This window comes from Halorubrum salinarum (genome assembly GCF_013267195.1).
Taxonomy (GTDB): domain Archaea; phylum Halobacteriota; class Halobacteria; order Halobacteriales; family Haloferacaceae; genus Halorubrum; species Halorubrum salinarum.
Genome location: NZ_CP053941.1, coordinates 2342109 through 2364759, shown reverse-complemented (window position 1 = coordinate 2364759; position 22651 = coordinate 2342109). Strand labels below are relative to the sequence as shown.

Below are 22651 nucleotides of genomic sequence, written 5' to 3'. Positions count from 1 at the left end.
GGGCCGCGACGCGCTACTCGCCGCGCCAGCGGCCGCCGATCTCCTCGCGTCGCATGCTGTTCGCCTTGCCGTCGCGGAACACGCTGACGCGGCCGGTCTCCTCGCTCAGCGTCACGGTCGCGACGACCTCCGGGCGCACGGAGGTCTCGATGGCGCTCATGTGGCGCGACCCCATCCACGGCTCGTAGCTCACGTCGTCGACGAGGTCGGCCTCCTCGTCGCGGGTGCCGAGGTCGCGGAACCGGACCATCTGCCCCTCGATCTCGCCGTCGACCGCGACCACCACGCCGCCGTCCTGCGCGACGCTCACCGACTCGGCGGCGGACGCGAGCGCGTCCTCTTCGAAGACGGACGGACAGGTGTCCCGCGGCCAGCGGTTGTCGCCCATCGGGTCCGCGTACGCCCCGTAGTCGCTGTCGCCGATGACGGCGAAGTAGAGCCCCGGTCCCTTCACGTGGGGCTCGTCCCACCCGTCGAAGGCGACGCCGACGTGCTCGGCGCAGTAGGTGAGTCGGTCGACGACCTCGCACACCCGCCCGTGGTCGCCGTAGTCGATGGCGAGGTCGTTCATCGCGTTCGAGCCCCTCGGTTCCGTCGTCCGCCGCTGTTGCCGCCGTCGATCACGCTCGAACGGACGGGACACCGGTATTTAAGCGCAACAGAGTCGGTCCGTGGCGGCTCGCGACCCGGACCTGCCGCGACGCCGACCGGTCACGACCCGCGCCACTGGGTGAACAGCCGCGTGTCGAACCGGTCGGCGCGGAGGAGGCCGACGCCGAACGCGGCCGCGACCGCCGCCGGCAGGAGGTTCCCGAACCAGAGGTTGATTCCGCCCCAGAGGATCACGAAGCTCACCATGTCGTCGAGCATGAACTCGCAGTCGCGGAGCCGCTCGCGGATTCCGACCGCCGCGAAGGCGCGGTCGAGCGTGACGACGGCGACGATCGCCGACAGCACCCAGCCGGCGTAGTTCGAGAGCGGGACGCCGTAGAACGCGCCGCCGCCGAAGTCCCAGAAGCCGAGCGACACCGCGCCGGGGTCCAAGACCACGTCCATCGCGACGACGACGGGGATCACGGTCGCCAGCCGGACCCACACGCTGTCGGCGCGCGGGCCGAGCAGGAGCAGGCAGAGCAGGTAGGCGTTGGTCACGAGCGGGATGAAGAAGACGGGGAGCGCGACCGGGACGCCGGCGAGCATCGGACCGAGGTCGACCGTGTACGCGAACTCGCCGTACGGCCACCCGGTCGCGACGCCGACCGACTCGATGAGGTACGTGTACGCTGTCAGGACGCCGATCCAGCCGAGCGCGCGGCGGTCGATCGTCGGCAGCACGCCGACAACCAGGGGCGAGCGCATCACGATCACGCCGAACAGCACGAACCACGGGTGGAAGGCGTACGGCTCCGGCACCCACCCCTCGGCGCTCCCGACGAGCGCTATCGCTCCCACGAGCGGGAAGACGACCGCGATGGTGAACCGGTTCTCGCGGACCAGGCGGTCGAGCAGCGCCTCGGCCTCGCGGCGCGTGTCCGGCGCGCGCTCGCGGAGCGCGTCGAGTCCGGCGGCGGTCGAGGTTCCGCCGGGCGAGCCGTCGGTCACGGCAGCGCCTCCCAGAGCGGGTACACCCGCCAGAGGCCGCCCATCGACAGCAGCGTGCCGACGACGGTGTTCAGCGCCGGGAACCACCAGTAGGCGCGGTCGACGGAGACCGACGAGCGCGCGACCCACGCGACGAAGACGGGGTACACGCCGAGCAAGGCGCCGAGCCGGGCGTCGACCGCCCAGAATCCGGCCGCCGCGGCGGCCCACGCCGCGAAGCAGTAGGCGTACGTGCGCCCCTCGCCGAGCAGCGTCGCGGTCGTGTCGATCCCCGCCGCGCGGTCCGGTTCGATGTCGGGGATGGCGGAGAACGTGTGCATCCCCATCGTCCAGAGCCACGCGCCGGCGAGCGCCGCGAGCGGCGGGTGCGCCCCCGCGACCGTCGCGTACGCCGCCGCGCCCGGGAGCGCGTACAGGCCGTTCGACAGCGAGTCGAGGAACGGCGTCGTCTTGAAGCGGACGGGCGGCGCGCTGTACCCGACGGCCAGGACGAGGAAGCCGAGCAGGTACGGCCACGCGACCCGCGGCGTAATCGCGAGCGTCGCGAGCCCCAGCGCGCCCGACGCGACGACCGCAGCGACCACGGGCCGGCTCCCCTGCCAGCGCGCCTCGCGGCCCTCCTTCTTCGGGTTCAACTCGTCGATGTCGGCGTCGAACACGTCGTTGACGCCGTAGAGGAACACGTTCGCGGGGACGAGGAAGTAGAGGGCGAGCGCGACGGTGACGGGGGTGAACAGCCCGCTCACGGCGTCGATACCGTAGGTGACGCCGACCGCGACGGGGCCGGCGAGGTACAGCCAGAAGCGCGGCCGAGACAGCACCAGCAGGTAGCGGAGCCCCTCGCCGCCGCCCCCGGCGGCCCGGGACTGCTCGTCCTCGACGGACCGGGGCTGGCCCTCTCCGGCGGATCGGTTCTGGTCGCTCACGGCGGGGATCACACGTCGTCGTCGGCCATCGCTTCCGCGGTCAGCCCCCCGCTGATGAGGCACATCGGGACGCCGATGCCGGGCGTCGTCGTCGACCCCGTGAAGTAGAGCCCGTCGACCGCGTCCGAGACGTGCGGCGGGCGCAGCAGCGAGGTCTGCGTGAGGGTGTGCGCCAGGCCGAGCGCGCTGCCCGCGTAGCTGTTGTACCGGTCCGCGAAGTCGTCGACGGAGAACGTCTCCTCGACGACGACCCGTCCGCGCAGGTCGGTGCCGGTGTTCTCCGCGATGTCGTCGATGACGAGGTCGCGGTAGCGGTTGCGGATCTCCGGGGTGTCGGCCAGCCCGGGCGCGATCGGCACGAGCGCGAAGAGGTTGCTGTGCCCCTCGGGCGCGACGGTGTCGTCCGTCTTGGAGGGGACACAGAGGTAGTAGGCGGGGTCGTCGGGCCACTCGGGGTCGTCGAAGATCTGCGCGAAGTGCTCGTCCCAGTCGGTCGGGAGGACGAGCGTGTGGTGTTCGAGGTCCGGCACGTCGCCCTCGACGCCGAGGTACAGCAGGAACGCGGAGGGGGCGTACGTCCGCGACTCCCAGTACTCCTCGGTGTACTGGCGCTTGTGCTCCGGCAGCAGCTCCTGTTCGGTGTGCGCGTAGTCGGCGTCGGAGACGACGCGGTCGGCGAGGTAGCGCTCGCCGCCCTCGGTGTCGACCGCGAACGCGCCGTACCGCCCCTCGATCCCCGTCACCTCGGCGTCGGTGACGAACTCGACGCCGAGGTCGTCGGCGAGCTCGACGATGCCGTCGACGACGGCGCCGATCCCGCCGTCGGGGTAGTAGACGCCCATGTTGTAGTCGACGTGGCTCATCAGGTTGTACAGCGCCGGCGTGTTCGTGGGCGAGCCGCCGAGGAACACGAGCGTGTACTGCATAAGCTGCTGGAGCTTCGGGTGGTCGAAGTAGTCCTCGACGTGGCCCTGCATCTTGCCCAAAAGCGAGAGCCCCCACGAGTAGCGCAACACGTCGGTGTCCACGTAGTCGCGCAGCCGCGGGCGGTCCTCGTACACGAAGTGCTCCATCCCGATCTCGTAGGTCCGCTCGGACTCGGCCAGGTACTCGTCGAACGCCTCGCCGGCGCCCGGCTCGTACGACTCGAATATCTCCTTGTTCTTCTCGCGGTCCGGCAGCACGTCGACCTTGTCTCCGTCCTTCCAGAACACGCGGTAGTGCGGGTCGAGCCGCTCCAGCTCGTAGAACTCGTCGGGCGACCGGCCGAAGTGGCCGAAGAACCGCTCGAAGACGTCCGGCATCAGGTACCACGACGGCCCCATGTCGAACCGGAAGCCGTCGACTTCGAGCCGGCTGGCCCGGCCGCCGAGCTGCTCGTTCTTCTCCAGCAGCGTGACGTCCGCGCCGGCGTCCGCGAGGTAGCAGGCCGTCGAGAGGCCGCCGAATCCGCCGCCGATCACGACGACGGACTCGCCGGCGACGCCGTCGATGTCCGGGACCACGTCCATACGCGATCGTAGGAGCGGCGGGGGTATAAATCCGGTCAGACGCGTCGGGGTCGGCGGCCGGTCGCGCCCCGAGTGGATACCACTAAGTCGCCGACGCGCGTAGCCGTGTTCACATGGATCTGACGGTCGCGATCACCGGGGCAACGAGCGGGATCGGACGAGCCGTCGCCGAGGCGTTCGTCGACGAGGGGGCGTTCGTCGCCGTCTCCGGGCGCGACGGCGAGGCCGTCGATCAGACCGTCGCGGCGCTGAACGGCGAGGGCGACGACGCGGACGAGGAGACCGACGCCGACGACGAGAGCGACGCCGACGCCGAGCGCGGCGTCGCGTGGGGCGACCGCGTCGACGTGCGCGACGAGTTCGACCTCGAACGCTTCTTCGAGCGGACCGCCCGCGAGGCCGGCCCGATCGACGTGGTGTTCGCGAACGCCGGTGTGTTCCACGGCGCGCCGGGCGAGCGGCCGACGACCGAGGTCACCTACGCCGACTACGACGACACGATGCGGACGAACGCGCGCGGCGTGTTCGCGACGATATCGGAGGCGGTCCCCCACCTGGCCGACGGCGCGCGCGTCGTCGTCCCGTCGGGCGCGGTCGCGGCCGAGTCGAAGCCCGGGATGGGCGCGTACGCGGTGTCGAAGGCGGCCGCCGAGGCGGTCGCGCGCGGCTTCGCCGCCGACCTCGACGCGACCGTCGGCGTCGTCGACCCCGGCCTCGTCGCCACCGACCTCACGGGCAAGGAGCGCGCCCGCGACCCCGAGAGCGTCGCGCCGCTGTTCGTCTGGGCCGCCACCGAGGCGCCCGCCGAGGACCTGAACGGCGGACGGCTGGGGCTGCGGGAGTGGAAGTCCGCGACGCGATAAGCGTGGATTGTGTCCGGATTGGCGGTCGCGAAGGGCCCAGCCGCTCGCTGGTGAATAATCGATAACGGGGCAGTGACAACCACCTCCAAAGCCCCAGCCGCGAGCCGCGCTGACGCTCGCTGCGCCCCTCGCTCGTTCACTCCGCTCACTCGCTGTGGTGCTTACGTCGCCTCAGTGCGGCTCGCGACTGCCCCTTCGAGTCCCGCCCCGCACGGCACCGCACCTCGCACCTCCCCAGCCTCGTCGCTCACTTCGTTCGCGACTCCCTCGCGCGTGCTCCTCGCGCCTACAAGGCGCTCGGAGGCACGCGCCGACCACCGAGAATTATCCTCCCGCCGGTCGAACGGCCGGTATGCCACTCGCGGACCCTGACCTCTCGGGATCGACAGCGTTCATCACCGGGACGACTCGCGGCATCGGCAAGCAGATCGCGCTCGCGCTCGCCGACCAAGGCTGTAACGTCGTCTCGACGGGCAAGACGACCGACGACGACGACTCCGAGCTGGAGGGGTCGATCGAGCAGACGGCCCGCGAGGTGCGCGAGCGCGGGCCGGAGGCGCTCGCGCTCGAACTGAACCTCCGCGACGAGGAGCGCGTCGACGAGGTCGTTGAGGCGGCGATCGACCGCTTCGGCGAGGTCGACATCGTGATCAACAACGCCAGCGCGATCCAGCTGGCGAACGTCGCCGACCTGCCGGCCGACCGCTTCGACCTCCTGACCGACGTGAACGTCCGCGGGACCCACCTCGTCGCGCACGCGTTCGCCGACCATCTCGCGGGGCTCGACGAGGCGTGGCTCCTGACGAACGCGCCGCCGGTCACGACCGACCGCTCGCCGGGCAAGGCGCCGTACGCGTGGTCGAAGCTCGGGATGTCGTTCGTCACGCTCTCGCTCGCCGAGGAGCTCGGGAGCGACGACGTGGGCTGTAACACCTTCTGGCCGGTGACGACCATCGACACCCGCGCGACGCGCTACTTCGGGCTCGGGACCGAGGACGACTGGCGCGCCCCCGAGGTCGTCTCCGACGCGGTCCTCGAGATCCTCGCCCGCGACCCGGCCGAGTGTACGGGGCAGAGCTTCTACGACGAGGAACTGCTCCGCGAGGCGGGCGTCACCGACTTCTCCGAGTACAACCTCACCGAGGGCGACCCGGCGCCGATGTCGGCGCGGCTGTTCGACCCCGAGTTCGAGCGCGACTGGTGACCGCGCCGGTGCGGTCGGTCTCCCGCCGGTTGGGCCGAGTCACCGCGTCACCGCCTCGCGCAGCGCCGCGGTCGCCGCCGCCGGGTCCTCGGCGGCGGTGATCGCCGACAGCGCCGCGACGCCGGTCGCGCCAGCCTCGACCACGGGCGCCGCGTTGCCGGCGTCGATCCCGCCGATCCCGAAGACGGGGACGTCGACCGCGTCGGCGACCGCGGCGATCCGCTCGGCCCCGATCCCGTCCCGGTCGCCGGAGACGTCCTTCGAGTCGGTGCCGTAGACGGCCCCCGCGCCGAGGTAGTCAGCGCCCGCGGCCTCGGCCGCCTCGGCCTGCTCGACCGTCGAGGCCGAGACGCCGACGACGGCGTCCTCGCCCAGCCGCTCGCGGGCGACCGCGACCGGGAGGTCCGCCTGCCCGAGGTGGACGCCGTCGGCGTCGACGGCGGCGGCGAGGTCGATCCGGTCGTTGACGATCAGCGGCACCCCGGCCTCCGCGGTCAGTTCGCGGAGCCGAAGCCCCGTCTCGTAGCGCTCCCGCGCGCTCGTCGCCTTGTCACGGAGCTGGACGACGTCGACGCCGCCGTCGAGCGCGGCCGCGACCACCTCGGGCGTCGCGCGCCCCGCGGAGCGGCTCGCCGCCGTGACGAGGTACGTCCGCCACTCGTTGATATTCACGTGTGGTACAGTCCGGTGGTCGCGTCAAAACGGTTGCGCTCCGACCGCGGCCGCCCGGCCCGGTCGCGGGCCGTGACGGACAGACACAAGCCGGCGCGACCCGTACGGGAGTCCAATGCTATCCCGGCTCCGGAACGGCGCCGCGCGCGTCGCCGAGGCGGTCGCGGGCGCGCTCGACCGGGCCGGCGTCATCGACCGCTCGCGGCTGGACGAGACGATGGGGTTGGCGTGGCCCCGGATCGTGACGGGGTTCGCGATCATGTCGAAAAACACCGTGGACCTCGCGGTGATCGGGTACGCGGTCGGGGTGTCCGCGGTCGCGGGCATGGGGTTCGCGTTCGCGTACTGGCAGCTGGCGAAGTTCGTCTCCATCGGGCTCGCGGGCGGCACCGTCTCGCTCGTCTCGCAGAACTACGGCGGCGAGGAGCGCGGGCGCGCCGGCCTCGTGGTCAAGCAGTCGCTGATCGTGGCCGCGCTGCTGGTCGCGCCCATCGTCGCGGGGTACGTCCTCGGCGCGGAGCGGCTGATCGCGCTCGTCGGCGGCGACGGCGCCGCGCTGTCGGCCGGGACGACCTACCTCGCGGTCACGGCGCCCGCGCTCGCCTTCGAGTTCTTCAACATGATCGCCAGCCGGACGTACGCCGGCGTCGGCGACACCCGCACTCCCATGGTCGCGCGCGCCGGCGGTGCGATACTGAACGTCGTCCTCACGGTCTGGCTCGTCCTCGGGGCCGGGCTGGGCGTGTTCGGCGCGGGGCTCGGCACCGCGGTCTCCATCGCCGCCGTCGGGCTCGTCCTCGCGTGGGGGATGACCGGGCGGTCGTACCTCGGCCGCGGCGCCTCCCCCGTCCCGGTCGGGCGCTCGGGCCCGTGGTTCGACGCCGGGCTGACGCGCCAGCTGCTCCGGGTCTCCGCGCCACTGATCGCGCGCCGCGTCGCCGAGGGGGTCGTCGTCTTCCCGCTCCTGTGGGTCGCGTCGTCGTTCGGCCAGGCGACCGTCGCCGCCCTGGAGGTCGGCCGCCGCGTCAGGGCGCTGCTCGGCAGCTTCAGTTGGGGATTCTCCATCGCCGCAAGCACGCTCGTCGGCCAGCGGCTCGGCGCCGGCGAGGAGGCGCTCGCCACGGCGTACGGCCGCGACGTGATCTCCCTGTCGGCGGTCGTCTACGTCCTCGCGTCGGCCGCGGTGATCGCCGCCGCGACGCCGATCGCCGGCGTGTTCGTCGACGACCCGGCCGCGGTGAGCGCCACCGCCGCGTTCGTCGTCGCCGCCGCGGTGAGCGCGGTGCCGCTCGGCGTGGACGGCTCGATAACGGGGTCGCTGCGCGGCGCGGGCGACACGCGCTGGCCCTTCCTCGCGTCGATGGTCGGCCTGTACGCGTTCGCGCTCCCGGTCGCGCTGGTCGGCCTCGTCACGCCGCTCGGCGTCGGCGGGCTCTACGCGGCGCTGGTGGCGGAGAAGCTGGTGCCGGCCGGACTGAACGGCTACCGGTTCCGCTCGAACCGCTGGCAGGCGGTCAGCCGGCAGTACCGGCCCGACGCGGGCGAAGCGGAAGAGGAGGTCGGGTGAGTTACTCGTCGGCGACCTCTTCGATCACTTCGACGCTGCCGGTTAGCTGGCGGTGGACGTACGGCATGTCGATGCCGGCGTCGTCGAACGCCTCCTTCACCGCGGTGACGTACTCGGAGCGCACGCGGACGAAGTCGCCGCGGTCGGGGTCGGCGATCCACCAGCGCGACTGGAGCCCGACGGCGGAGTCGCCGAGCTCGACGAGCCGGACCGAGACGCCGGGGTCGTCGAGGATCTCCTCGTGGGCCTCGGCCTCCTCGACGATGATGTCGGTCGCCTCGTCGATGTCGTCGTCGTAGCCGATCCCGAAGACGAACTTCTGTCTGAGCGTGTCGTAGGCGACGGGGTTGGTGACCGCGCTGTTCGCGAGGTCGCCGTTCGGCACCGTCACCAGTTCGTTATCGAACGTCCGGACCCGCGAGACCCGGAGGTCGATCTCCTCGACGCGGCCCGAGTTGCCGTCCCACTCGATCCAGTCGCCGACCTCGAACGGCTTGTCCTTGAGGATGAACACGCCGGCGACGAAGTTCCCGAGGAGCTCCTGCGCGGCGAAGCCGACCGCGAGCGCGATGGCGCCGCCGAACACCGCGAACGCCGAGAGGAAGCTCCCGTAGCCGGCGACGGCGAAGCCGATCGCGATCGCGGCCACCCAGACGACGGCGTTGAGGACGTTCGTGCCGAGGCTCAACACCGCCTCGTCGAACCCGCGCGCCCTGACGACCCGTCGCAGCCCCGGGATGAGGACGAGCTTTCCGAGCAACAACACGGCGACGAAGCCGGCGACGAACCTGGCCACCGTCACGGCGATCGCCGCCACGTCGACCGCGTTCGCGATCGCGTCGAGCTGTAAGGGGAGCATCGTCACCCCGTTCGCAAGACTATATAAAGAAGCTACTGGCAGCGCGGTTGTTTATCTCCGGCGGGAGGGGGCGATCGCCCGGCGCGGCGGCCCGTCAGTCGCTCCGCACCGCGAGCGGCCCGTCGCCGCGAGCGACCGCGCGCAGCCGACGGCCGTGGACGTCGTCGTCGGCCATCCGCCCGCGAACAGCCGGGGGGATCCACGCCTCGCGACCGGGCGGGTCCGGCGCGGAGTCGACGCCCGGCGGCCGGAGGTCGTCGGGGAGGTACCGGGCGTACGTCGGGAGCCGCTCGCGGAGCGGTACGCCGCCGGCGTCCGCCACGGCCTCGAGCCCGCGGAGGTCGGGCCACTCGTACGCCGGGTTGATGTAGTCGTCCGTCACCGGCGAGACGCCCCCGAGGTCGTCGATCCCGCAGTCGACGAGCTCCGCCGCCGGCGAGAGGTTCGGCGGGACCTGAACTGAGACCTCGGAGGGCAACGCCGCGCGCGCCATCGCCACGACGCGGCGCATCACGTCGCGGTCGGGCTTCGAGAAGTCGGAGCGCTCGTTGGGCACGACGTTCTGGACGATCACCTCCTGGACGTGGCCGAACCGCTCGTGGAGGGCCCGGATCGCGAGCAGGCTCTCGGCGCGGTCGCGCCAGTCCTCGCCGATGCCGACCAGGATGCCGGTGGTGAACGGGACGCCCTGCCGGCCGGCGGCGCGGATCGTGTTGAGCCGCTGGCCGGGCGTCTTCCGGCGCCCCCCGGCGTGCGCGTCGACGTCCGCGGTCGTCTCCAGCATGACGCCCATCGACGCGTTCACCTCGCGGAGGTCCGCGAACTGCGCCTCGGTCAGGTCGCCGGGGTTCGAGTGGGGGAGCAGCCCCTCCTCCAAGGCGATCTCGCAGGCCCGGTAGAGGTACTCGTGGATCGAGTCGAACCCCCACTCGGCGAGCGTCTCGTGGATCTCGGTGTACCGGTCATCCGGGTCGTCGCCGAACGTGAACAGCGCCTCCGTACAGCCCGCGTCGGCGCCGACGCGGCACTGCTCGCGCACCTCCGCGGGCGACAGCAGCGACGCCTCGCCGGGCACGTCGTAGTAGGTACAGTACGTACAGGTGTACCGGCACGCCGTCGTGAGCGGGATGAAGACGTTGCGCGCGAACGTCAACCGGTCGGCGGCCTCGACGTCGTCCGGGCCGACCGAGAGCAGCCGCTCGACCGCCCGGTCGGCGACCGCCACGTCGACCCCGTACTCGTCGGCCCCAGCGAACACGGCCGTCACTCGCGGTCGGCGTTTAAAAAGAATCGCGGTTGCGGAACCCCCGGCGACACCGGAACCGGTTACGCCCGGCGACGGGCGGAGGGGACGACCGCGGCAACGGGCGGAGGGAAAGGCTCGGGCGACCCCGTCTCGGTCACTCTCGAACGACCGCGACGCGGCCCTCGGACGCGTCGAGCGCGAAGCCGGCCTCGCGGAGCCACGCCGCCGCGCGGCCCTCGCCGTGGATCAGCACCTCGGCGAGGTCGTCCGGCTCGTCGACGTCGGTCCCGAGGCGGTGGGAGTCGACCGCGGCGAACGACGCCCCGACCTCGGCCGCGATGTCGCGGTGGTCGAGGTAGGAGGCGCCGTGGTAGTCCACCCGGAACTCGGGGTGGGAGGCGACGAAGGCGTTCGTCCCGCCGCCGCGGCCCGGCGCGACGGCCACGTCCGCGTCGCGCCCGGCCGCGAACAGGCGCTCGACCGCGTCGGGGGTCGCGAGCGCGAGGTCCGCCATCACGACGGCGACCGGCTCGGGGGGACCGTCGGCGTCGCGCTCGTCGCCGTCGGCCCCCAGCCGCGCGTCGAGCGCCGCGTTCACGGCCGCGGTCAGCGGGCGGTCGTCGACGGTGACCGGGCGGTCCACGTCGACCGCGTCGGTGGCGAGGACGCGCGGCTCGCCGCCGGCGGCGGCGACGGCGTCCAGCACGTCGTCGAGCATCGCGCGGGCGAACGCCGAGCGCTCGTCGGGGGAGAGGGCGTCGGAGAGTCGCGACTTCGGGCGGTCGGTCGAGAAGGGAACGATGACCTCCATCGCGGCGGCGGGAGGTCTTAGAACAGGGATTCCAGCTCGTCGCTGTCGTCGTTGACGAGCTCGTCGAGGTTGTCGTCGCTCTCCTCGCGGATCTCGTCGAGGTTGTCCTGCGCCTCGATGGCGACCTGCTGAAGCTCCTTGATCCGCGGGACGTTCGTGACGCCCGCGAGCAGGATCACCGTCGCGACGAAGCCGGCGCCGCGGTACGGGTAGTCCCCGCCCCGGACCTCCATTGAGCCGGTCTGCTCTTCGAGCCACTTGCGGCCGCGCTCGATGCCCTTCCGGTTGAGGTACTCCGGCGGGCCGGCGAGCACGAGCAGCGCGCGCTCCGCGCCCTCGATCTCACAGGGGAGCGTGAGCCGACCGAGCGCCGCCTTCCGGACGAGGCTGGTGATCCGGTTGGTGGTGTGGGCGCTGTCGAGCTCCTCGTCGTTGCCGTCGTCCCGGAGCCGCGAGAGCAGGCCGCCCGAGGAGCGCTCCTCGACCTCCTCCTCCGCGTAGCCGACCGTGGAAACGCCGCCGCCGGAGAGCGTGTTGATGATCTCCGAGGAGTCGACGACGCTCTCGGCGACCTCCTGGCCCTGCTGGATCTCGCCGGCGCCGAAGAGGATGCCGAACCGCCGGACGATCTCCTCGTTGATCTCCTCGTAGCCGCCCTGGACGGACTCGCCCGTCTTCCGCCAGGCGTCGTTGTCGAACACCATCAGGTTGTCCACCTCGCGGACGAACGTCTGGAACGAGCGGGCCGCGTTGAGGGTGTAGATGCCCCCCTCGTCGCTGCCCGGCAGGATGCCGAGCCCGTAAACGGGCTCGGTGTAGATCCGCTTGAGGTGCTTCGCGAGCACCGGCGCGCCGCCGGAGCCGGTCCCGCCGCCGAGGCCGGCGACGACGAGGAAGGCGTCGACCTCGTGGACCGGGATCGAGTCGATGGCCCCCTGGACCTCGTCGATGTCCTCCTCGGCGATCTCCGCGCCCAGTTCGTTGTCCGCGCCGACGCCGTGGCCCTTCACGCGCGACTGGCCGATGAGGACGCGCTGGTCTTCGGCGATGTGTTCGAGCCCCATGAGGTCCGCCTTCGCCGTGTTGACGGCCGCGGCGGCTCGAACGATCTCGGAGCCCGTCCGCTTATCGTACTCCAAGAACTTGTCAACGACTTTGCCCCCCGCCTGTCCGAATCCGATCATTGCGAGTTTCATCGTGTGCTCCCTCCGCGTTTGAACTGAACAGAACGCGATCTCGTATATAAGCCTTCGGTTGCCGTTACCAGCGTTGAGATTAGGACAGTTGACACGTTCGGTGCCCCGGTCATCGGATCCCGAGGTGTTCGCCGAGCGTCGTCAGGTCCGTCTGGTCGACGCCGAACGCGCCGACGTCGTTGTCGGCGGTCGTGTTGTCGAACTTCAGCGACCGGTACTGGTCCGGCCCCATCGGGAAGCCGGGCACCGCCCCGAGCACCGAGAGGCCGACCTTCGCGAGCGGCATCGGCAGCGGGACGATGGTGACGCCCTTCCGTTCCGCCTCGTAGACGAGGTCCGTCACCTGCCGGAGCGTGAGCACCTCCGGGCCGCCGATCTCGTAGGTCTCGCCGGCGTGCTCGTCGTCCGTCACCGCGGCGGCGATCATCGGCACGAGGTCCTCGACGTGGATGGGCTGGAACCGCGTCTTCCCGCCGCCGGGGAGCGGGTACAGCGGGACCCCCGGCGCGAACATCCCCTTCAGCCGCTTGGTGAAGGAGACGAACTCGCCGCCCTCGCCGAAGACGACCGAGGGGCGGAAGATCGTCCAGTCGAGGTCGCTGTCGCGGACGATTTCCTCCGCCTCGCCCTTCGCCCGGATGTAGGCGGTGTCGCCGTTCGGGTCCGCCCCGAGCGCGCTGAGCTGGACGAACCCGTCGACGCCGCCGTCCTCCGCCGCGCGGACGAGGTTCTCGGTCCCGCCGCGGTGGATCCGGTCGTGCATTCGGTTGCCGCCGTCGGGCTCGAACAGCGGCGAGAGCGCGACCAGGTTCACGACCGCGTCGTGCCCCTCGACGGCCGACGCGATGGAGTCGTAGTCGGTCACGTCGCCGCTGACGCCCGTCACGCCCTCCGGCGCCTCCTCGGGCGATCGGGAGAGCGCGGTCACGGCGTGGCCGTCGTCGGCGAGCGAGCGACAGAGGTACGACCCGATGAATCCGGTCCCCCCGGCTACCAACACTTTCATGCGAGCCATGAGGCGTGGAAGGCCCGTAAACCTACCGCGGCGTCAGACGCTCGCGGACGCCGGCGGGATCCGGGGCGGAGAGCGCCGCGGCGAGGGGGTTGACTCGGTCGACCGCGGTCACTCCTCGTCCCGGACCGGGACCGTCAGCACCGGAACGGGGGCGCTGCGGAGGGTACGCTCGGCGACGCTGCCCAGCAGGTACCGGCCCACGCCGGTCCGCCCGTGCGTCCCCATCGCCACGAGGTCGACGCCGGGGTCGTCGACGTACGACAGGATCCCCCGGGGGGGCGAGGAGGCAACCTCGACGGCGCCGACCGCCTCCAGCCCGGCCGCCTCGACGCGCTCGACGCCCGCGGCGACCGCGTCGTCGGCGTACTCCGAGAGCACGTCGACCTCGACGTGGTCCCCGACGCCGATGCCGCCGGTGTCGACGACCGAGAGGACGTGGACCGTCGCCCCCGCCCGTTCGGCGACCGGGAGCGCGCGGTCGAGCGCGGCGGTCGCGGCCGGGCTCCCGTCGGTCGGCACCAGCACGTCCTCGTACGGGTACGGGACGGCCTCGTCGCCCGGCCGGAGGGCCAGCACCGGCACCGGCGACCGCCGGACGACACGCTCCGTGGTGCTGCCGACGAGGCGTTCGACCCCCTGCCGCCCGCGCGTGGACATCGCGACGAGGTCGGCGTCGGTCCGGTCCGCGTAGTCGACGACCGTCTCGGGGACGCCCCCCTGCTCGACGGCCGTCTCCGCGTCGACGCCGCGCTCCGCGGCGCGCGCGGCCGCCGCCTCGACGATCGACTCGCCCTCCGTCTCCAGCACGTCGACCACGTCGCCGCCGATGCGCGTCACGCTGTCGCGGGTCGTGTCCGCGACGTGGAGGACGTGGACGGTCGCGCCGTGGTCGGCGGCGATCGCCAGGACATGGTCGAACGCCGCCGCGGCCGCGTCGCTGCCGTCGGTGGGGACGCAGATCCGGTCGAACATACCCGCCCGGTCGCGCCCGCGGGTGAAAAACGCTCGCGTCGGCGCCGCGTCGGCGTGGGGGAGGCGGGACCGCTCAGGGGTCCTCGAGACCGCCGCGCCGTTACGCCGCGTCGCCGCCCGTCGAGTCCCCGCCGCCCGACGACTGCCCGTCGTCGCCCTCGTCCGCCGACCCCGCCGGGTCGTCGCGCCGCGTGACGCGCACCGTCGAGATCCGCGCGCCGTCGACGGCGGTCACCTCGAAGGCGTACGCGTCCGTCTCCGCGACGTCGCCCACCTCGGGCGAGCGCCCGATCCGGTCGAGGACGAACCCGCCGAGCGTCTCGTAGCCGTCGCCGCTGAGGTCGGTGCCGAGCGCGTCGTTGACGTCGGCGAGCGCGACGGAGCCGTCGGCCTCGTGCGTCCGGTCGCCGGTCCGGCGGATGGTCCGGCGGCGCTCGGCCACGTCGAACTCGTCGCGGAGGTCGCCGACGAGCGCCTCGGCGACGTCCTCGACGGTGGCGATCCCTTCGAAGGCGCCCCACTCGTCGATCACCGCCGCCATCTGTCGGCGCTCGTCGCGGAACTGGACGAGGAGGTCGCTCGCGCTCGTCGTCTCGGGGACGACGAGTATCTCCCGTGCCAGGTCACTCGCGGTGGCGCCGTCGTCGCCCGCCGCGGTCGCGCGCAGCACGTCCTTCGCGTCGACGAAGCCGACGACGCGGTCGGCGTCGTCCCGCTCGACGACCGGGTACCTGGTGTGGCCGGCGTCGAGGACCGTCTCGCGGACCGCCGAGAGCGACGCGTCCGCGGGCAGCGAGACCACGTCGGGGCGGGGGACCATCAGCTCGCGGGCCGCGGTGTCGTCGAGGTCGAACACGCCCTCGATCATCGCGACCTCGGACTCGTCGACGTGGCCGGCCTCGCCGGCGCGGGCCAGCACGCGGCGGATCTCCCGCTCTTCGAGCGTCTCGTCGCTCTCCGAGGCGGGCGGCACGCCGATCAGGCTCGTGAAGGCGTTCGCGGTCCCGTTGAACACCGCGATGCCGGGCGAGAAGACCAGGTACGCGAGCTTCATCGGCGGCGCGAGCAGCAGCGAGATCCGCTCCGCCTGCGCGATGGCGATGGTCTTCGGCGCCAGTTCCCCGAAGACGACGTGGAGGAACGTGATGAACGAGAACCCGATCGCGAACGCGACGAGGTGGACCAGTCCCTCGGGCAGGAGCGGCCCGAGGACGGGCTCGATCAGCGCCGCGACCGCGGGCTCGCCGATCCACCCGAGGCCGAGCGACGCGAGCGTGATCCCGAGCTGGGTCGCCGCGAGGTAGTCGTCGAGGTTGCCCATCACCTCCTGGAGCGTCTCCGCGCCAGCCTTCCCCTCCTCGGCCAGCTGTTCGACCGAGGTGGCCCGGATCCTGACGAACGCGAACTCCGAGGCGACGAAGAAGCCGTTCAACGCGACCAGCGCGAGGGCCGCCGCCACGCGAGAGACCGAGACGGCGACCGCTACCATCCGTCCCCTCCGAGCGCGCGGGCGACCGAGGAGTCGACGACCATGGCGGTCGTTCGGGAAGGGGTCACAAAAAGGGGCGGTCGGACCGGGGTCGCAACCGGTGAGCGGGCCCGCCCGTACGGTCCGGACCCGCGCCGTTTATTCCTCGCCGCGTCGGAACGCCACCATGCTGATCACGCTGGAGGGGCTCGACGGCAGCGGTAAGACGACGGTCTGGGAGGCGCTCCAGGACGTGTACCCCGACGCGACGTTCACCCGCGAGCCCACCGACAGCTGGTACGGCGAGGCGGTCGGGCGCTCGATGGGCGACCCGGACGCCGACCCGCTCGCGGAGCTGTTCCTGTACACCGCCGACCACGCGAACCACCTCTCGGAGACGGTGCGACCGGCGCTGGCGGACGGCGGCCTCGTGATCGCCGACCGGTACTCAGACTCGCGGTTCGCCTATCAGGGAGCGACGCTCGCGCGCTCGGACGCCGGGATCGAGCGGCCGCTGGAGTACGTCCGAGGGATCCACGCCGCCTTCTCGCGCCCGCCGGACGCGACGATCTACCTCGACTTGGACCCGAAGACCGCGGCCGAGCGGGCGGGCCGGACCGACAAGTTCGAGCGCGACGGCTACCTCGCCGCCGTGCGCGACAACTACGAGCGGCTGATCGACGCCGACCCCGGCCGGTTTCATCGCGTCGACGCGACGCGCGCGCCGGAGGACGTGGTCGCTCGGGTCGAGGAGATAGTGGCCGGCCTGGTCGACCGCTGACCGCCGGGAGGGTCGCGGGCGACGGCTGTCGCCGTCAGCGCGTGTCCGGCAGCTCGTAGTCGTCCGGCGACGGGACGTAGAGGTAGTCGATGGCGATCCCGAGCGCCAGCGGGAGCGCGATCAGGAGCGCCAGCAGGATCGTCGAACTCCCAACGTCGATCCCGGTCCCCACGCCGAGCGCGCCGGTGAACACGAGCGTGGAGACGAGCAGGAGCAGGGGGGTCAACACGAGCGTGTAGAGGACCGACCCCCACGACGTGGAGAGCTGAATCCGAAAGAACCGGGTCGCGACCCCGGCGAGGAACGTGTGGAACGCCACCAAGGCGAGGAGGCTGCCGAACCCGAACAGCGCGAGCATGGTTGCCGTACGGGCCGCCGACACTTCCCCCTATCGGCCTCAGATGGGACCGCCGCCGCCCTGCTGCCGCGCGGCCGAGAGCAGGTCGGAGACGGGCGCCGTGTACTCGTAGCCCGGGATGACGCCCTGGACGTACGTCCCCTCGACGAAGTCGATCAGCGCGCCCGCGTCGTCGACGCCGCGACGCTCGTTGATGTCGACGAACTCGTAAGTGACCGCTATCTCGTCGCCCTCGCGCTCGACGACGGGGTCGAACTCGCGGTTCATCCGGGTGACGCCGCCCACGTCGACCGCGCGGCGCTCGAACGTGTCGGCCCAGCCGTCCTCGACCACGTCGGCCACCTCGTCGGCGGTAACGGCCGACAGCGTCGGCACGCGGACGGTGACCGCGAACCCGATCCGTCCCTCGGCCGCCGGCTCGGCGCGGACGCGCCCGTCGAACGCGGTGGTCGTCGAGACCCAGGCGTCGCCCTCGCGCTCGAACGAGCCGTGGTCCGCGAACGCGCGCCGGACCCGGTCGGGGAGTTCGTCGGCCGGGGCGGCGTCGTCGGCGTCGTCGACGCGCTCGGCGTCGTCCTCGGTTTCGGTCATACCGATCCGGAGGCGACGCGCCCTGAAAAGCCGCTCGCGTCGCCCGCGCGAACTGCGACCGCCGACGCGGACCGTTCCCCGCTCCGTCCTCGATACGGGCACTCCGGGCCGGTACGTGGGACCCTTTTGTGCGTCCGCCGACGAGGCGGGGTATGGCAGACACGTTCCGGTCCACGGAGGGACTGATCGACGCGCTCGCGGACGCCGAGTTCGACCGGCCGCCGGCGCTCGTCAGCAACGCGCACATCACCGGGCTCGGGGTCGCCCGCGCGCTCGACGCCCACGGCGTGCCCGTGATCGCGCTCGACCGGGCGGGCGGCGACGCGGGGACGGACGCCGGGACGGTCGCGCACGACGGGCTCGCGCCGCCGTCCGACGCGGTCGACTACGCGGGGGCGGTGACGTACCCGCTCGACGACCTCGACGGGTTCCGCGAGGACGTGGAGGCGGTCGTCGACGCCGCGGGCACCGAGGCGGTCGCGTTCGGCTGTATGGACGAGTGGGCGCTGTCGTACGCCGAGGCCGACCCCGACGGCGTCCGGCTCCCGTTCGCCGGCAGCGAGACGCTCGACGACGTGTTGAACAAGTCGGAGCTGTACGCGACCTGCGAGGCGCTCGGCGTGCCCTACCCGGAGACGTACCGGCTGGAGGAGACCGCGGCGGCGGCGACGCGCGACCCCGACGCGACGGTCAGGGAGGCGGCCGAGGCGCTCGGGTTCCCGCTGGTGGTGAAACCCGAGCTCAAGCGCGACTTCGAGGAGGCGTTCGGCACCAACGTGATCGAGGTCGCGGACCGCGGGGAGTTCGCGGACGTCGTCGCGGCCGCGAGCGAGGAGGGGATCGCCGTGATGGCCCAGAAGCGCGTCGACATCGCGACGGGTCGCGACCACTCGCTGGCCTCCTACGTCCCGCCGTCCGGGAGCGACGACGCGCTCGCCGTCGTCGGCAACGCCGCGGTCCGGTACCCGCGCAACTTCGGCACCTCCTGTCTGGTCGAGACGGCCGACGAGCCCGCCATCGAGGAGCGCGCGCTCGCCGTCCTCGACGACGCCGGGTACCACGGGATCAGCGAGTCGGAGTTCGTCTACGACGCCGACCGCGAGGAGTTCCTGCTGCTCGACGTCAACACCCGCCCGTGGAAGTGGATCTCGATGCCGGTCGCCGCGGGCGCGAACCTCCCGATGGCCGCCTACGCCGCGGTCACCGACGCGAGCTACGAGTCCGACGGCGTCGAGCCGACGCGGTGGGTGTACCTCCGCGACTACCTCTCGCTTCTGGCGGGCGACGACGCCTTCTGGGACCAGCTGTCGGCGGCCGACTGGCGCCGGCTCGTCTCCGGCGCGTTCGAGCGCGAGGGGGGCCCGACGACGGGCGTGTACCGGCCTTCCGACCCGGGCCCGGCGGCGAAGCTGTTCGAGACGGAGTTCGTCGACCGCGAGTACTACTGCTCCTGCTAGCGGGCGGCGGCGCCGAGCGAGCGCCTCAGTCGTCCGGGCGTTCGTCACCCGAGCCGTCCGGGCGTTCACCACCCGAGCCGTCGGTCGGCTCGTCGCCGATCGGGACCCGCCAGAGGAGGATGGCCGTCGCCCCGACGACGAGGACGCCGCCGCCGACGCCGAGCGCGAACAGCGGCGAGACGGCGTCGGAGACGACGCCGCTGCCGAGCTGGAACGGGACGACCGCGAGCCCGCTCACCATCGCCATCGCGCTCAGGACGGTGGCGCGACCCAGCGTCTCCGCGCGGTCGTTGACGTACTGCCCGGCGAACGACCGCGTGACGTCCGACACCCCCCGAATCAGGAGGAAGGTCGGGAGCGCGAGCACCGGGACGAAGTACATCCCGAGCAGCGCGCCGCCGACGGCGAACGGGAGCGCGAGGAACCACGTCCGCAGCCCGATCCGGTCCCGTATCGCCCCCGTGTAGTAGGTGAGGACCGCGCCGACGAGGCTGTACGCCGCGTAGAACCACCCGAGGAGGGGTTCGACCCGCGACCGCGCGACCCCGAGGTCGAGGACGACGGTCTCGAACACCGGCTGGAGGAAGACGAACGCGAGGTACGTGATGGCGGCGTACAGGACGTAGTAGTACAGCAGGAACGAGCGCATCCGACGGCGCGAGAGGACCTCCCGCACGATGCCGACGGTCCGGCGGAGGGTCAGGTCGTCCGCGTCGGTCTCCTTGTACGTCTCCGGTTCGTCGAGGGTGAGGAGCACCGCGACGCCGAGGCTCGTCACGCCGGCCGCGACGAACCACGGGTACGAGAGGTCGACGCGGCCGAGGTACCCGCCGAGGACCGCCGCGACGGCGCCGACGGCCAGCGCCGCGGACTCGCCGCGCCCCCGGACGTGCGCGAACTCGTCCTCGGAGAGGTCGTCGGTGAGCGTGTCGTAGAGCCACGCGTCCTCGCTTCCGGAGCGGAAGTTGTAGCCCAGCGACCAGCAGACGTACAGCCCCGCGAGCGGGAGGAACGAGTCCGACAGGCCGATGCCGAGGAGCGTCGCCGAGATGAGCGCCGTCCCGATGAGGAGGCTGTTGCGCCGCCCGACGCGGTCGCCGACGTACCCGGTCGGGATCTCGCCGAACACGGTCGTCAGGTTATACAGCGCCTCCAGGACGGCAATCTGCGTGAACGAGAGCCCCTGCGCCAGGAAGAAGAGGTACATGATCGGCCGGTAGAACTCGACCGACTTCGTCGCCTTGTAGACGTAGTACTTGAGGATGGGTCCGGAGACCGCCGTCCGGAGCCCACCGCCCGTGCGACCGGCCATGCGTGTGGCGACCGACGAGGGGCCGACTGGTGTATCCTGTTATTACGGCGCCCCCGGGTCGGCACATACGCCGGCTCGGCCGGCGGGGACGCTCGCCCGCGGTCCTCGGGGCGCGGCCGCGGAACACAACGGTTAGTGCGCCCGCCGACGCAGGGCGCGTATGGGCTTCTTCGAGACGCTCGCGGACCGGATCGAGGCGGTCGACAGCGTCGTGTCGGTCGGGCTCGACCCCGACCCGAGCCGACTCCCCGAGACCGTGACCGACGCCGACCTCCCGCGGTGGGCGTTCAACCGCCGGATCATCGACGCGACCCACGAGCACGCCGCCTGCTACAAGCCGAACGCGGCCTTCTACGAGGACCCGGACGGCTGGCGCGCGCTCCGCGAGACCGCGGCGTACGCCGAGGGTAAGGGCGTCCCCGTCCTGCTCGACGCCAAGCGCGGCGACATCGGGAACACCGCGCGTCAGTACGCCGGGATCCTCGACCACGTCGACGCGATCACGGTGAACCCGTACCTGGGCCGGGACTCGCTCCAGCCGTTCCTCGACCGCGCGGACAAGGGCGTGTTCGCGCTCTGTCGCACGTCGAACCCCGGCGGGACCGACCTCCAGGACCTCGAACTCGCCTCCGGCGAGCCGATCTACGAGCGCGTCGCCGCGCTCGCGGACACCTGGAACGCGAACGGCAACGTCGGCCTGGTCGTGGGCGCGACGACGCCCGACGAGCTGGAGACGGTCCGCGAGATCGTGCCCGAGATCCCGTTCCTCGTGCCCGGCGTCGGCGCGCAGGGCGGCGACGCGGAGGCCGCGGTCGAACACGGGCTCGCGTCCCGGCCCGACCTCCCTGTCGACGTCGGGCTCGTGAACTCCTCGCGCGGCATCATCTTCGCCGGCGAGGAGTCGAGCCGCCCCGACGACGAGGCGACGTACTTCGGCGCCGCGGGCGACGCGGCCAAGCGACTCAAGAAGCGGCTGAACCGCCACCGATAGGTCGCCGACTGCGAGGCGTTCCGGCGGGCGTCGGCTCGGGCGTCGCTACCCTCGCCCGGCGGCACAGCCCGAGCAGGCGCGGGCGGTCTCGTCCCAGTGGTCGTCGCAGACGGCGCGCCCGCAGCGGTCGCAGGTCCGGCTCGCGGTCGCCGCCTCGCAGACCTGGCAGAGTCCGGTGAGGCTCACGGCGGCGGTTGGGTCGCACGGCTTATGAGGGTCGGGGGCGAGCCCCGGACATGCGCCAGTTCGTCGTCATCGGCCGCGACGTGCCCACCGACCCCGACGCGATCTCGCTGTCCGACATCCCCGGGGCCGGCCGGCTCGACCTCCTCTGTCGATGCGTGAGCGCCGGCCTGTTCCTCTCGCACGGGATCCGCGAGTCGGTCCGGGTCCACCTCGTGATCGCCGACGAGTTCACCGTCACCGTCGACGCCGACACGGTCCGCCACCTCCACCCCGACGAGCGCAACGTCGCCGCGCGGATCCGCGACGCGCTCGACGCGAAGGCGGACGCGATCGGGCACATGCCCGCGGACGTGTCGCCGGGCGTCGAGATCCGCCGGATGGGGCTCGACGCGACCCTCGACCGGCTCGTCGGCGACGGCGGGCGCGGCCCCGACGGGACGCTCGTTCAGCTCCACGAGGACGGCGACCCGCTCGTCGACGCCGAGCCTCCGGAGGACCCCGTGTTCGTGCTTTCCGACCACCACGACTTCGCGCCCGAGGAGGCCGAGGCGGTCGCCGAGCGCGCCGAGCGGCGGCTGCGCGTCGGCCCCGAACTGCTCCACGCCGACCACGCCGTCACCGTGGTCCACAACTGGCTCGACACCGATGGCTACGCCGAGTACTGACCGCGAGACGACGACCGCGCCAGACACCGACGCGCGCTTCGCGGTCTCCCTCCGCGGCGTCGCCGTCGACCCCGAGACGCGCTGCGCGCACTGGGACGACCCCGTGGACGTGATCGCGCTCCGGTTCGGCTGCTGTGAGACGTACTACCCCTGCGACGCCTGCCACGACGCGGCCGCCGACCACGAGGCGGTCCCGTGGCCCCGCGACCGCTTCGACGAGCCGGCGGTGCTGTGCGGCGCCTGCGGGACGACGCTCACGGCCCGCGAGTACCTCGATGCTGACGACGACACGTGCCCGTCGTGTAGCGCCGCGTTCAACCCGGGCTGTCGGAAGCACCGCGACCGGTACTTCGAGATGTCGGAGTCGGACGACGGGGACGACAATGACGATTTATAAG

General features: G+C 72.2%; 24 protein-coding genes. 8 read left to right on the top strand and 16 right to left on the bottom strand.

What is annotated here, in order from left to right; genetic code table 11:
• Nucleotides 1-13: 13 nt before the first annotated feature.
• The 4 genes from HPS36_RS12070 to HPS36_RS12055 form a co-directional block, all read right to left on the bottom strand.
• Complete coding sequence (locus HPS36_RS12070; protein WP_137715975.1) at nt 14-571, bottom strand: diadenylate cyclase; 558 nt, start codon at nt 569-571, stop codon at nt 14-16.
• A 140-nt stretch (nt 572-711) separates the two neighbouring features.
• Nucleotides 712-1602: a bisanhydrobacterioruberin hydratase gene (cruF, locus tag HPS36_RS12065; RefSeq protein WP_173230332.1), complete on the bottom strand. Its 891-nt coding sequence runs from the start codon at nt 1600-1602 to the stop codon at nt 712-714.
• Complete coding sequence (locus tag HPS36_RS12060) at nt 1599-2540, bottom strand: prenyltransferase (RefSeq protein ID WP_173230331.1); 942 nt, start codon at nt 2538-2540, stop codon at nt 1599-1601. Before HPS36_RS12060 ends, cruF begins: the two co-directional genes overlap by 4 nt.
• Nucleotides 2537-4039, bottom strand: coding sequence for a phytoene desaturase family protein (locus HPS36_RS12055; protein ID WP_173230330.1), 1503 nt, complete (start codon nt 4037-4039; stop codon nt 2537-2539). Before HPS36_RS12055 ends, HPS36_RS12060 begins: the two co-directional genes overlap by 4 nt.
• A 113-nt stretch (nt 4040-4152) precedes the next feature.
• On the opposite strand from HPS36_RS12055, the gene HPS36_RS12050 reads away from it, so the two are divergent.
• Both HPS36_RS12050 and HPS36_RS12045 read left to right on the top strand, forming a co-directional pair.
• Nucleotides 4153-4902: an SDR family oxidoreductase gene (locus tag HPS36_RS12050; protein WP_173230329.1), complete on the top strand. Its 750-nt coding sequence runs from the start codon at nt 4153-4155 to the stop codon at nt 4900-4902.
• A 352-nt stretch (nt 4903-5254) separates the two neighbouring features.
• The gene (locus HPS36_RS12045; protein ID WP_173230328.1) at nt 5255-6106 is read left to right on the top strand and encodes an SDR family oxidoreductase; all 852 of its coding nucleotides are present in this window, start codon (nt 5255-5257) and stop codon (nt 6104-6106) included.
• Nucleotides 6107-6145: 39 nt separating this feature from the next.
• On the opposite strand, the gene thiE is transcribed toward HPS36_RS12045, so the two are convergent.
• Nucleotides 6146-6778 carry a thiamine phosphate synthase gene (gene thiE, locus HPS36_RS12040; RefSeq protein WP_173230327.1) on the bottom strand — a complete coding sequence of 211 codons (633 nt, stop codon included), beginning with the start codon at nt 6776-6778 and terminating at the stop codon, nt 6146-6148.
• A gap of 115 nt (nt 6779-6893) precedes the next feature.
• Here thiE and HPS36_RS12035 point away from each other — a divergent pair, with 115 nt between their 5' ends.
• Nucleotides 6894-8345, top strand: a complete 1452-nt coding sequence (locus HPS36_RS12035) for an MATE family efflux transporter (RefSeq protein WP_173230326.1) — start codon at nt 6894-6896, stop codon at nt 8343-8345.
• Between the two features lies 1 nt (nt 8346).
• On the opposite strand, the gene HPS36_RS12030 is transcribed toward HPS36_RS12035, so the two are convergent.
• The 7 genes from HPS36_RS12030 to HPS36_RS12000 all read right to left on the bottom strand — a co-directional run bounded on the left by HPS36_RS12030 (nt 8347) and on the right by HPS36_RS12000 (nt 15933).
• Nucleotides 8347-9204, bottom strand: a complete 858-nt coding sequence (locus tag HPS36_RS12030; RefSeq protein ID WP_137715967.1) for a mechanosensitive ion channel family protein — start codon at nt 9202-9204, stop codon at nt 8347-8349.
• 94 nt (nt 9205-9298) lie between these two features.
• Nucleotides 9299-10462: a 7,8-didemethyl-8-hydroxy-5-deazariboflavin synthase subunit CofG gene (gene cofG / locus HPS36_RS12025; RefSeq protein WP_173230325.1), complete on the bottom strand. Its 1164-nt coding sequence runs from the start codon at nt 10460-10462 to the stop codon at nt 9299-9301.
• Nucleotides 10463-10604: 142 nt separating this feature from the next.
• Entirely contained in the window at nt 10605-11261 is a 657-nt protein-coding gene (cofC, locus tag HPS36_RS12020) for a 2-phospho-L-lactate guanylyltransferase (RefSeq protein ID WP_173230324.1), read from the bottom strand.
• Between the two features lie 17 nt (nt 11262-11278).
• Nucleotides 11279-12457, bottom strand: coding sequence for a tubulin/FtsZ family protein (locus HPS36_RS12015; RefSeq protein ID WP_173230323.1), 1179 nt, complete (start codon nt 12455-12457; stop codon nt 11279-11281).
• Nucleotides 12458-12566: 109 nt separating this feature from the next.
• A complete protein-coding gene (locus HPS36_RS12010) occupies nt 12567-13463 on the bottom strand; it encodes a complex I NDUFA9 subunit family protein (RefSeq protein WP_173230322.1) in 897 nt (298 codons plus the stop codon).
• Nucleotides 13464-13580: 117 nt separating this feature from the next.
• Nucleotides 13581-14444: a universal stress protein gene (locus HPS36_RS12005; RefSeq protein WP_173230321.1), complete on the bottom strand. Its 864-nt coding sequence runs from the start codon at nt 14442-14444 to the stop codon at nt 13581-13583.
• A 100-nt stretch (nt 14445-14544) separates the two neighbouring features.
• Complete coding sequence (locus HPS36_RS12000; protein WP_173230320.1) at nt 14545-15933, bottom strand: hemolysin family protein; 1389 nt, start codon at nt 15931-15933, stop codon at nt 14545-14547.
• 166 nt (nt 15934-16099) lie between these two features.
• On the opposite strand from HPS36_RS12000, the gene tmk reads away from it, so the two are divergent.
• Nucleotides 16100-16693 carry a dTMP kinase gene (gene tmk, locus HPS36_RS11995; protein WP_121563965.1) on the top strand — a complete coding sequence of 198 codons (594 nt, stop codon included), beginning with the start codon at nt 16100-16102 and terminating at the stop codon, nt 16691-16693.
• Between the two features lie 34 nt (nt 16694-16727).
• Here the strand turns inward: tmk and HPS36_RS11990 are convergent, their stop codons facing one another.
• A complete protein-coding gene (locus tag HPS36_RS11990; RefSeq protein ID WP_121563963.1) occupies nt 16728-17051 on the bottom strand; it encodes a hypothetical protein in 324 nt (107 codons plus the stop codon).
• A gap of 39 nt (nt 17052-17090) precedes the next feature.
• On the bottom strand, nt 17091-17642 hold the full coding sequence (locus tag HPS36_RS11985) for a DUF5813 family protein (RefSeq protein WP_173230319.1): 552 nt from the start codon (nt 17640-17642) through the stop codon (nt 17091-17093).
• Nucleotides 17643-17794: 152 nt separating this feature from the next.
• Here HPS36_RS11985 and HPS36_RS11980 point away from each other — a divergent pair, with 152 nt between their 5' ends.
• Nucleotides 17795-19099, top strand: a complete 1305-nt coding sequence (locus tag HPS36_RS11980) for a carboxylate--amine ligase (RefSeq protein ID WP_173230318.1) — start codon at nt 17795-17797, stop codon at nt 19097-19099.
• 25 nt (nt 19100-19124) lie between these two features.
• On the opposite strand, the gene HPS36_RS11975 is transcribed toward HPS36_RS11980, so the two are convergent.
• Nucleotides 19125-20411, bottom strand: coding sequence for an MFS transporter (locus tag HPS36_RS11975; RefSeq protein WP_173230317.1), 1287 nt, complete (start codon nt 20409-20411; stop codon nt 19125-19127).
• A gap of 160 nt (nt 20412-20571) precedes the next feature.
• On the opposite strand from HPS36_RS11975, the gene pyrF reads away from it, so the two are divergent.
• Nucleotides 20572-21402: an orotidine-5'-phosphate decarboxylase gene (pyrF, locus tag HPS36_RS11970; protein WP_173230316.1), complete on the top strand. Its 831-nt coding sequence runs from the start codon at nt 20572-20574 to the stop codon at nt 21400-21402.
• Between the two features lie 45 nt (nt 21403-21447).
• Here pyrF and HPS36_RS11965 read toward each other — a convergent pair whose 3' ends face one another.
• Nucleotides 21448-21588: a hypothetical protein gene (locus tag HPS36_RS11965; RefSeq protein ID WP_173230315.1), complete on the bottom strand. Its 141-nt coding sequence runs from the start codon at nt 21586-21588 to the stop codon at nt 21448-21450.
• 50 nt (nt 21589-21638) lie between these two features.
• On the opposite strand from HPS36_RS11965, the gene trmY reads away from it, so the two are divergent.
• Complete coding sequence (trmY, locus tag HPS36_RS11960; RefSeq protein WP_173230314.1) at nt 21639-22253, top strand: tRNA (pseudouridine(54)-N(1))-methyltransferase TrmY; 615 nt, start codon at nt 21639-21641, stop codon at nt 22251-22253.
• Nucleotides 22234-22650 (top strand): CHY zinc finger protein, encoded by a 417-nt coding sequence (locus HPS36_RS11955; RefSeq protein WP_173230313.1) that lies wholly within the window; start codon nt 22234-22236, stop codon nt 22648-22650. The genes trmY and HPS36_RS11955 overlap by 20 nt, the downstream gene beginning before the upstream one ends.
• Nucleotide 22651: the final 1 nt, after the last annotated feature.

Bases quoted from the DNA above. Each gene is read 5' to 3' on its own strand.
- HPS36_RS12070 (WP_137715975.1), bottom strand. From the start codon at position 571: ATGAACGACCTCGCCATCGACTACGGCGACCACGGGCGGGTGTGCGAG.
- HPS36_RS12055 (WP_173230330.1), bottom strand. From the start codon at position 4,039: ATGGACGTGGTCCCGGACATCGACGGCGTCGCCGGCGAGTCCGTCGTC.
- HPS36_RS12050 (WP_173230329.1), top strand. From the start codon at position 4,153: ATGGATCTGACGGTCGCGATCACCGGGGCAACGAGCGGGATCGGACGA.
- HPS36_RS12045 (WP_173230328.1), top strand. From the start codon at position 5,255: ATGCCACTCGCGGACCCTGACCTCTCGGGATCGACAGCGTTCATCACC.
- HPS36_RS12035 (WP_173230326.1), top strand. From the start codon at position 6,894: ATGCTATCCCGGCTCCGGAACGGCGCCGCGCGCGTCGCCGAGGCGGTC.
- HPS36_RS12030 (WP_137715967.1), bottom strand. From the start codon at position 9,204: ATGCTCCCCTTACAGCTCGACGCGATCGCGAACGCGGTCGACGTGGCG.
- cofC (WP_173230324.1), bottom strand. From the start codon at position 11,261: ATGGAGGTCATCGTTCCCTTCTCGACCGACCGCCCGAAGTCGCGACTC.
- HPS36_RS12015 (WP_173230323.1), bottom strand. From the start codon at position 12,457: ATGAAACTCGCAATGATCGGATTCGGACAGGCGGGGGGCAAAGTCGTT.
- HPS36_RS12010 (WP_173230322.1), bottom strand. From the start codon at position 13,463: ATGAAAGTGTTGGTAGCCGGGGGGACCGGATTCATCGGGTCGTACCTC.
- HPS36_RS12005 (WP_173230321.1), bottom strand. From the start codon at position 14,444: ATGTTCGACCGGATCTGCGTCCCCACCGACGGCAGCGACGCGGCCGCG.
- HPS36_RS12000 (WP_173230320.1), bottom strand. From the start codon at position 15,933: ATGGTAGCGGTCGCCGTCTCGGTCTCTCGCGTGGCGGCGGCCCTCGCG.
- tmk (WP_121563965.1), top strand. From the start codon at position 16,100: ATGCTGATCACGCTGGAGGGGCTCGACGGCAGCGGTAAGACGACGGTC.
- HPS36_RS11990 (WP_121563963.1), bottom strand. From the start codon at position 17,051: ATGCTCGCGCTGTTCGGGTTCGGCAGCCTCCTCGCCTTGGTGGCGTTC.
- HPS36_RS11985 (WP_173230319.1), bottom strand. From the start codon at position 17,642: ATGACCGAAACCGAGGACGACGCCGAGCGCGTCGACGACGCCGACGAC.
- HPS36_RS11980 (WP_173230318.1), top strand. From the start codon at position 17,795: ATGGCAGACACGTTCCGGTCCACGGAGGGACTGATCGACGCGCTCGCG.
- HPS36_RS11975 (WP_173230317.1), bottom strand. From the start codon at position 20,411: ATGGCCGGTCGCACGGGCGGTGGGCTCCGGACGGCGGTCTCCGGACCC.
- pyrF (WP_173230316.1), top strand. From the start codon at position 20,572: ATGGGCTTCTTCGAGACGCTCGCGGACCGGATCGAGGCGGTCGACAGC.
- trmY (WP_173230314.1), top strand. From the start codon at position 21,639: ATGCGCCAGTTCGTCGTCATCGGCCGCGACGTGCCCACCGACCCCGAC.
- HPS36_RS11955 (WP_173230313.1), top strand. From the start codon at position 22,234: ATGGCTACGCCGAGTACTGACCGCGAGACGACGACCGCGCCAGACACC.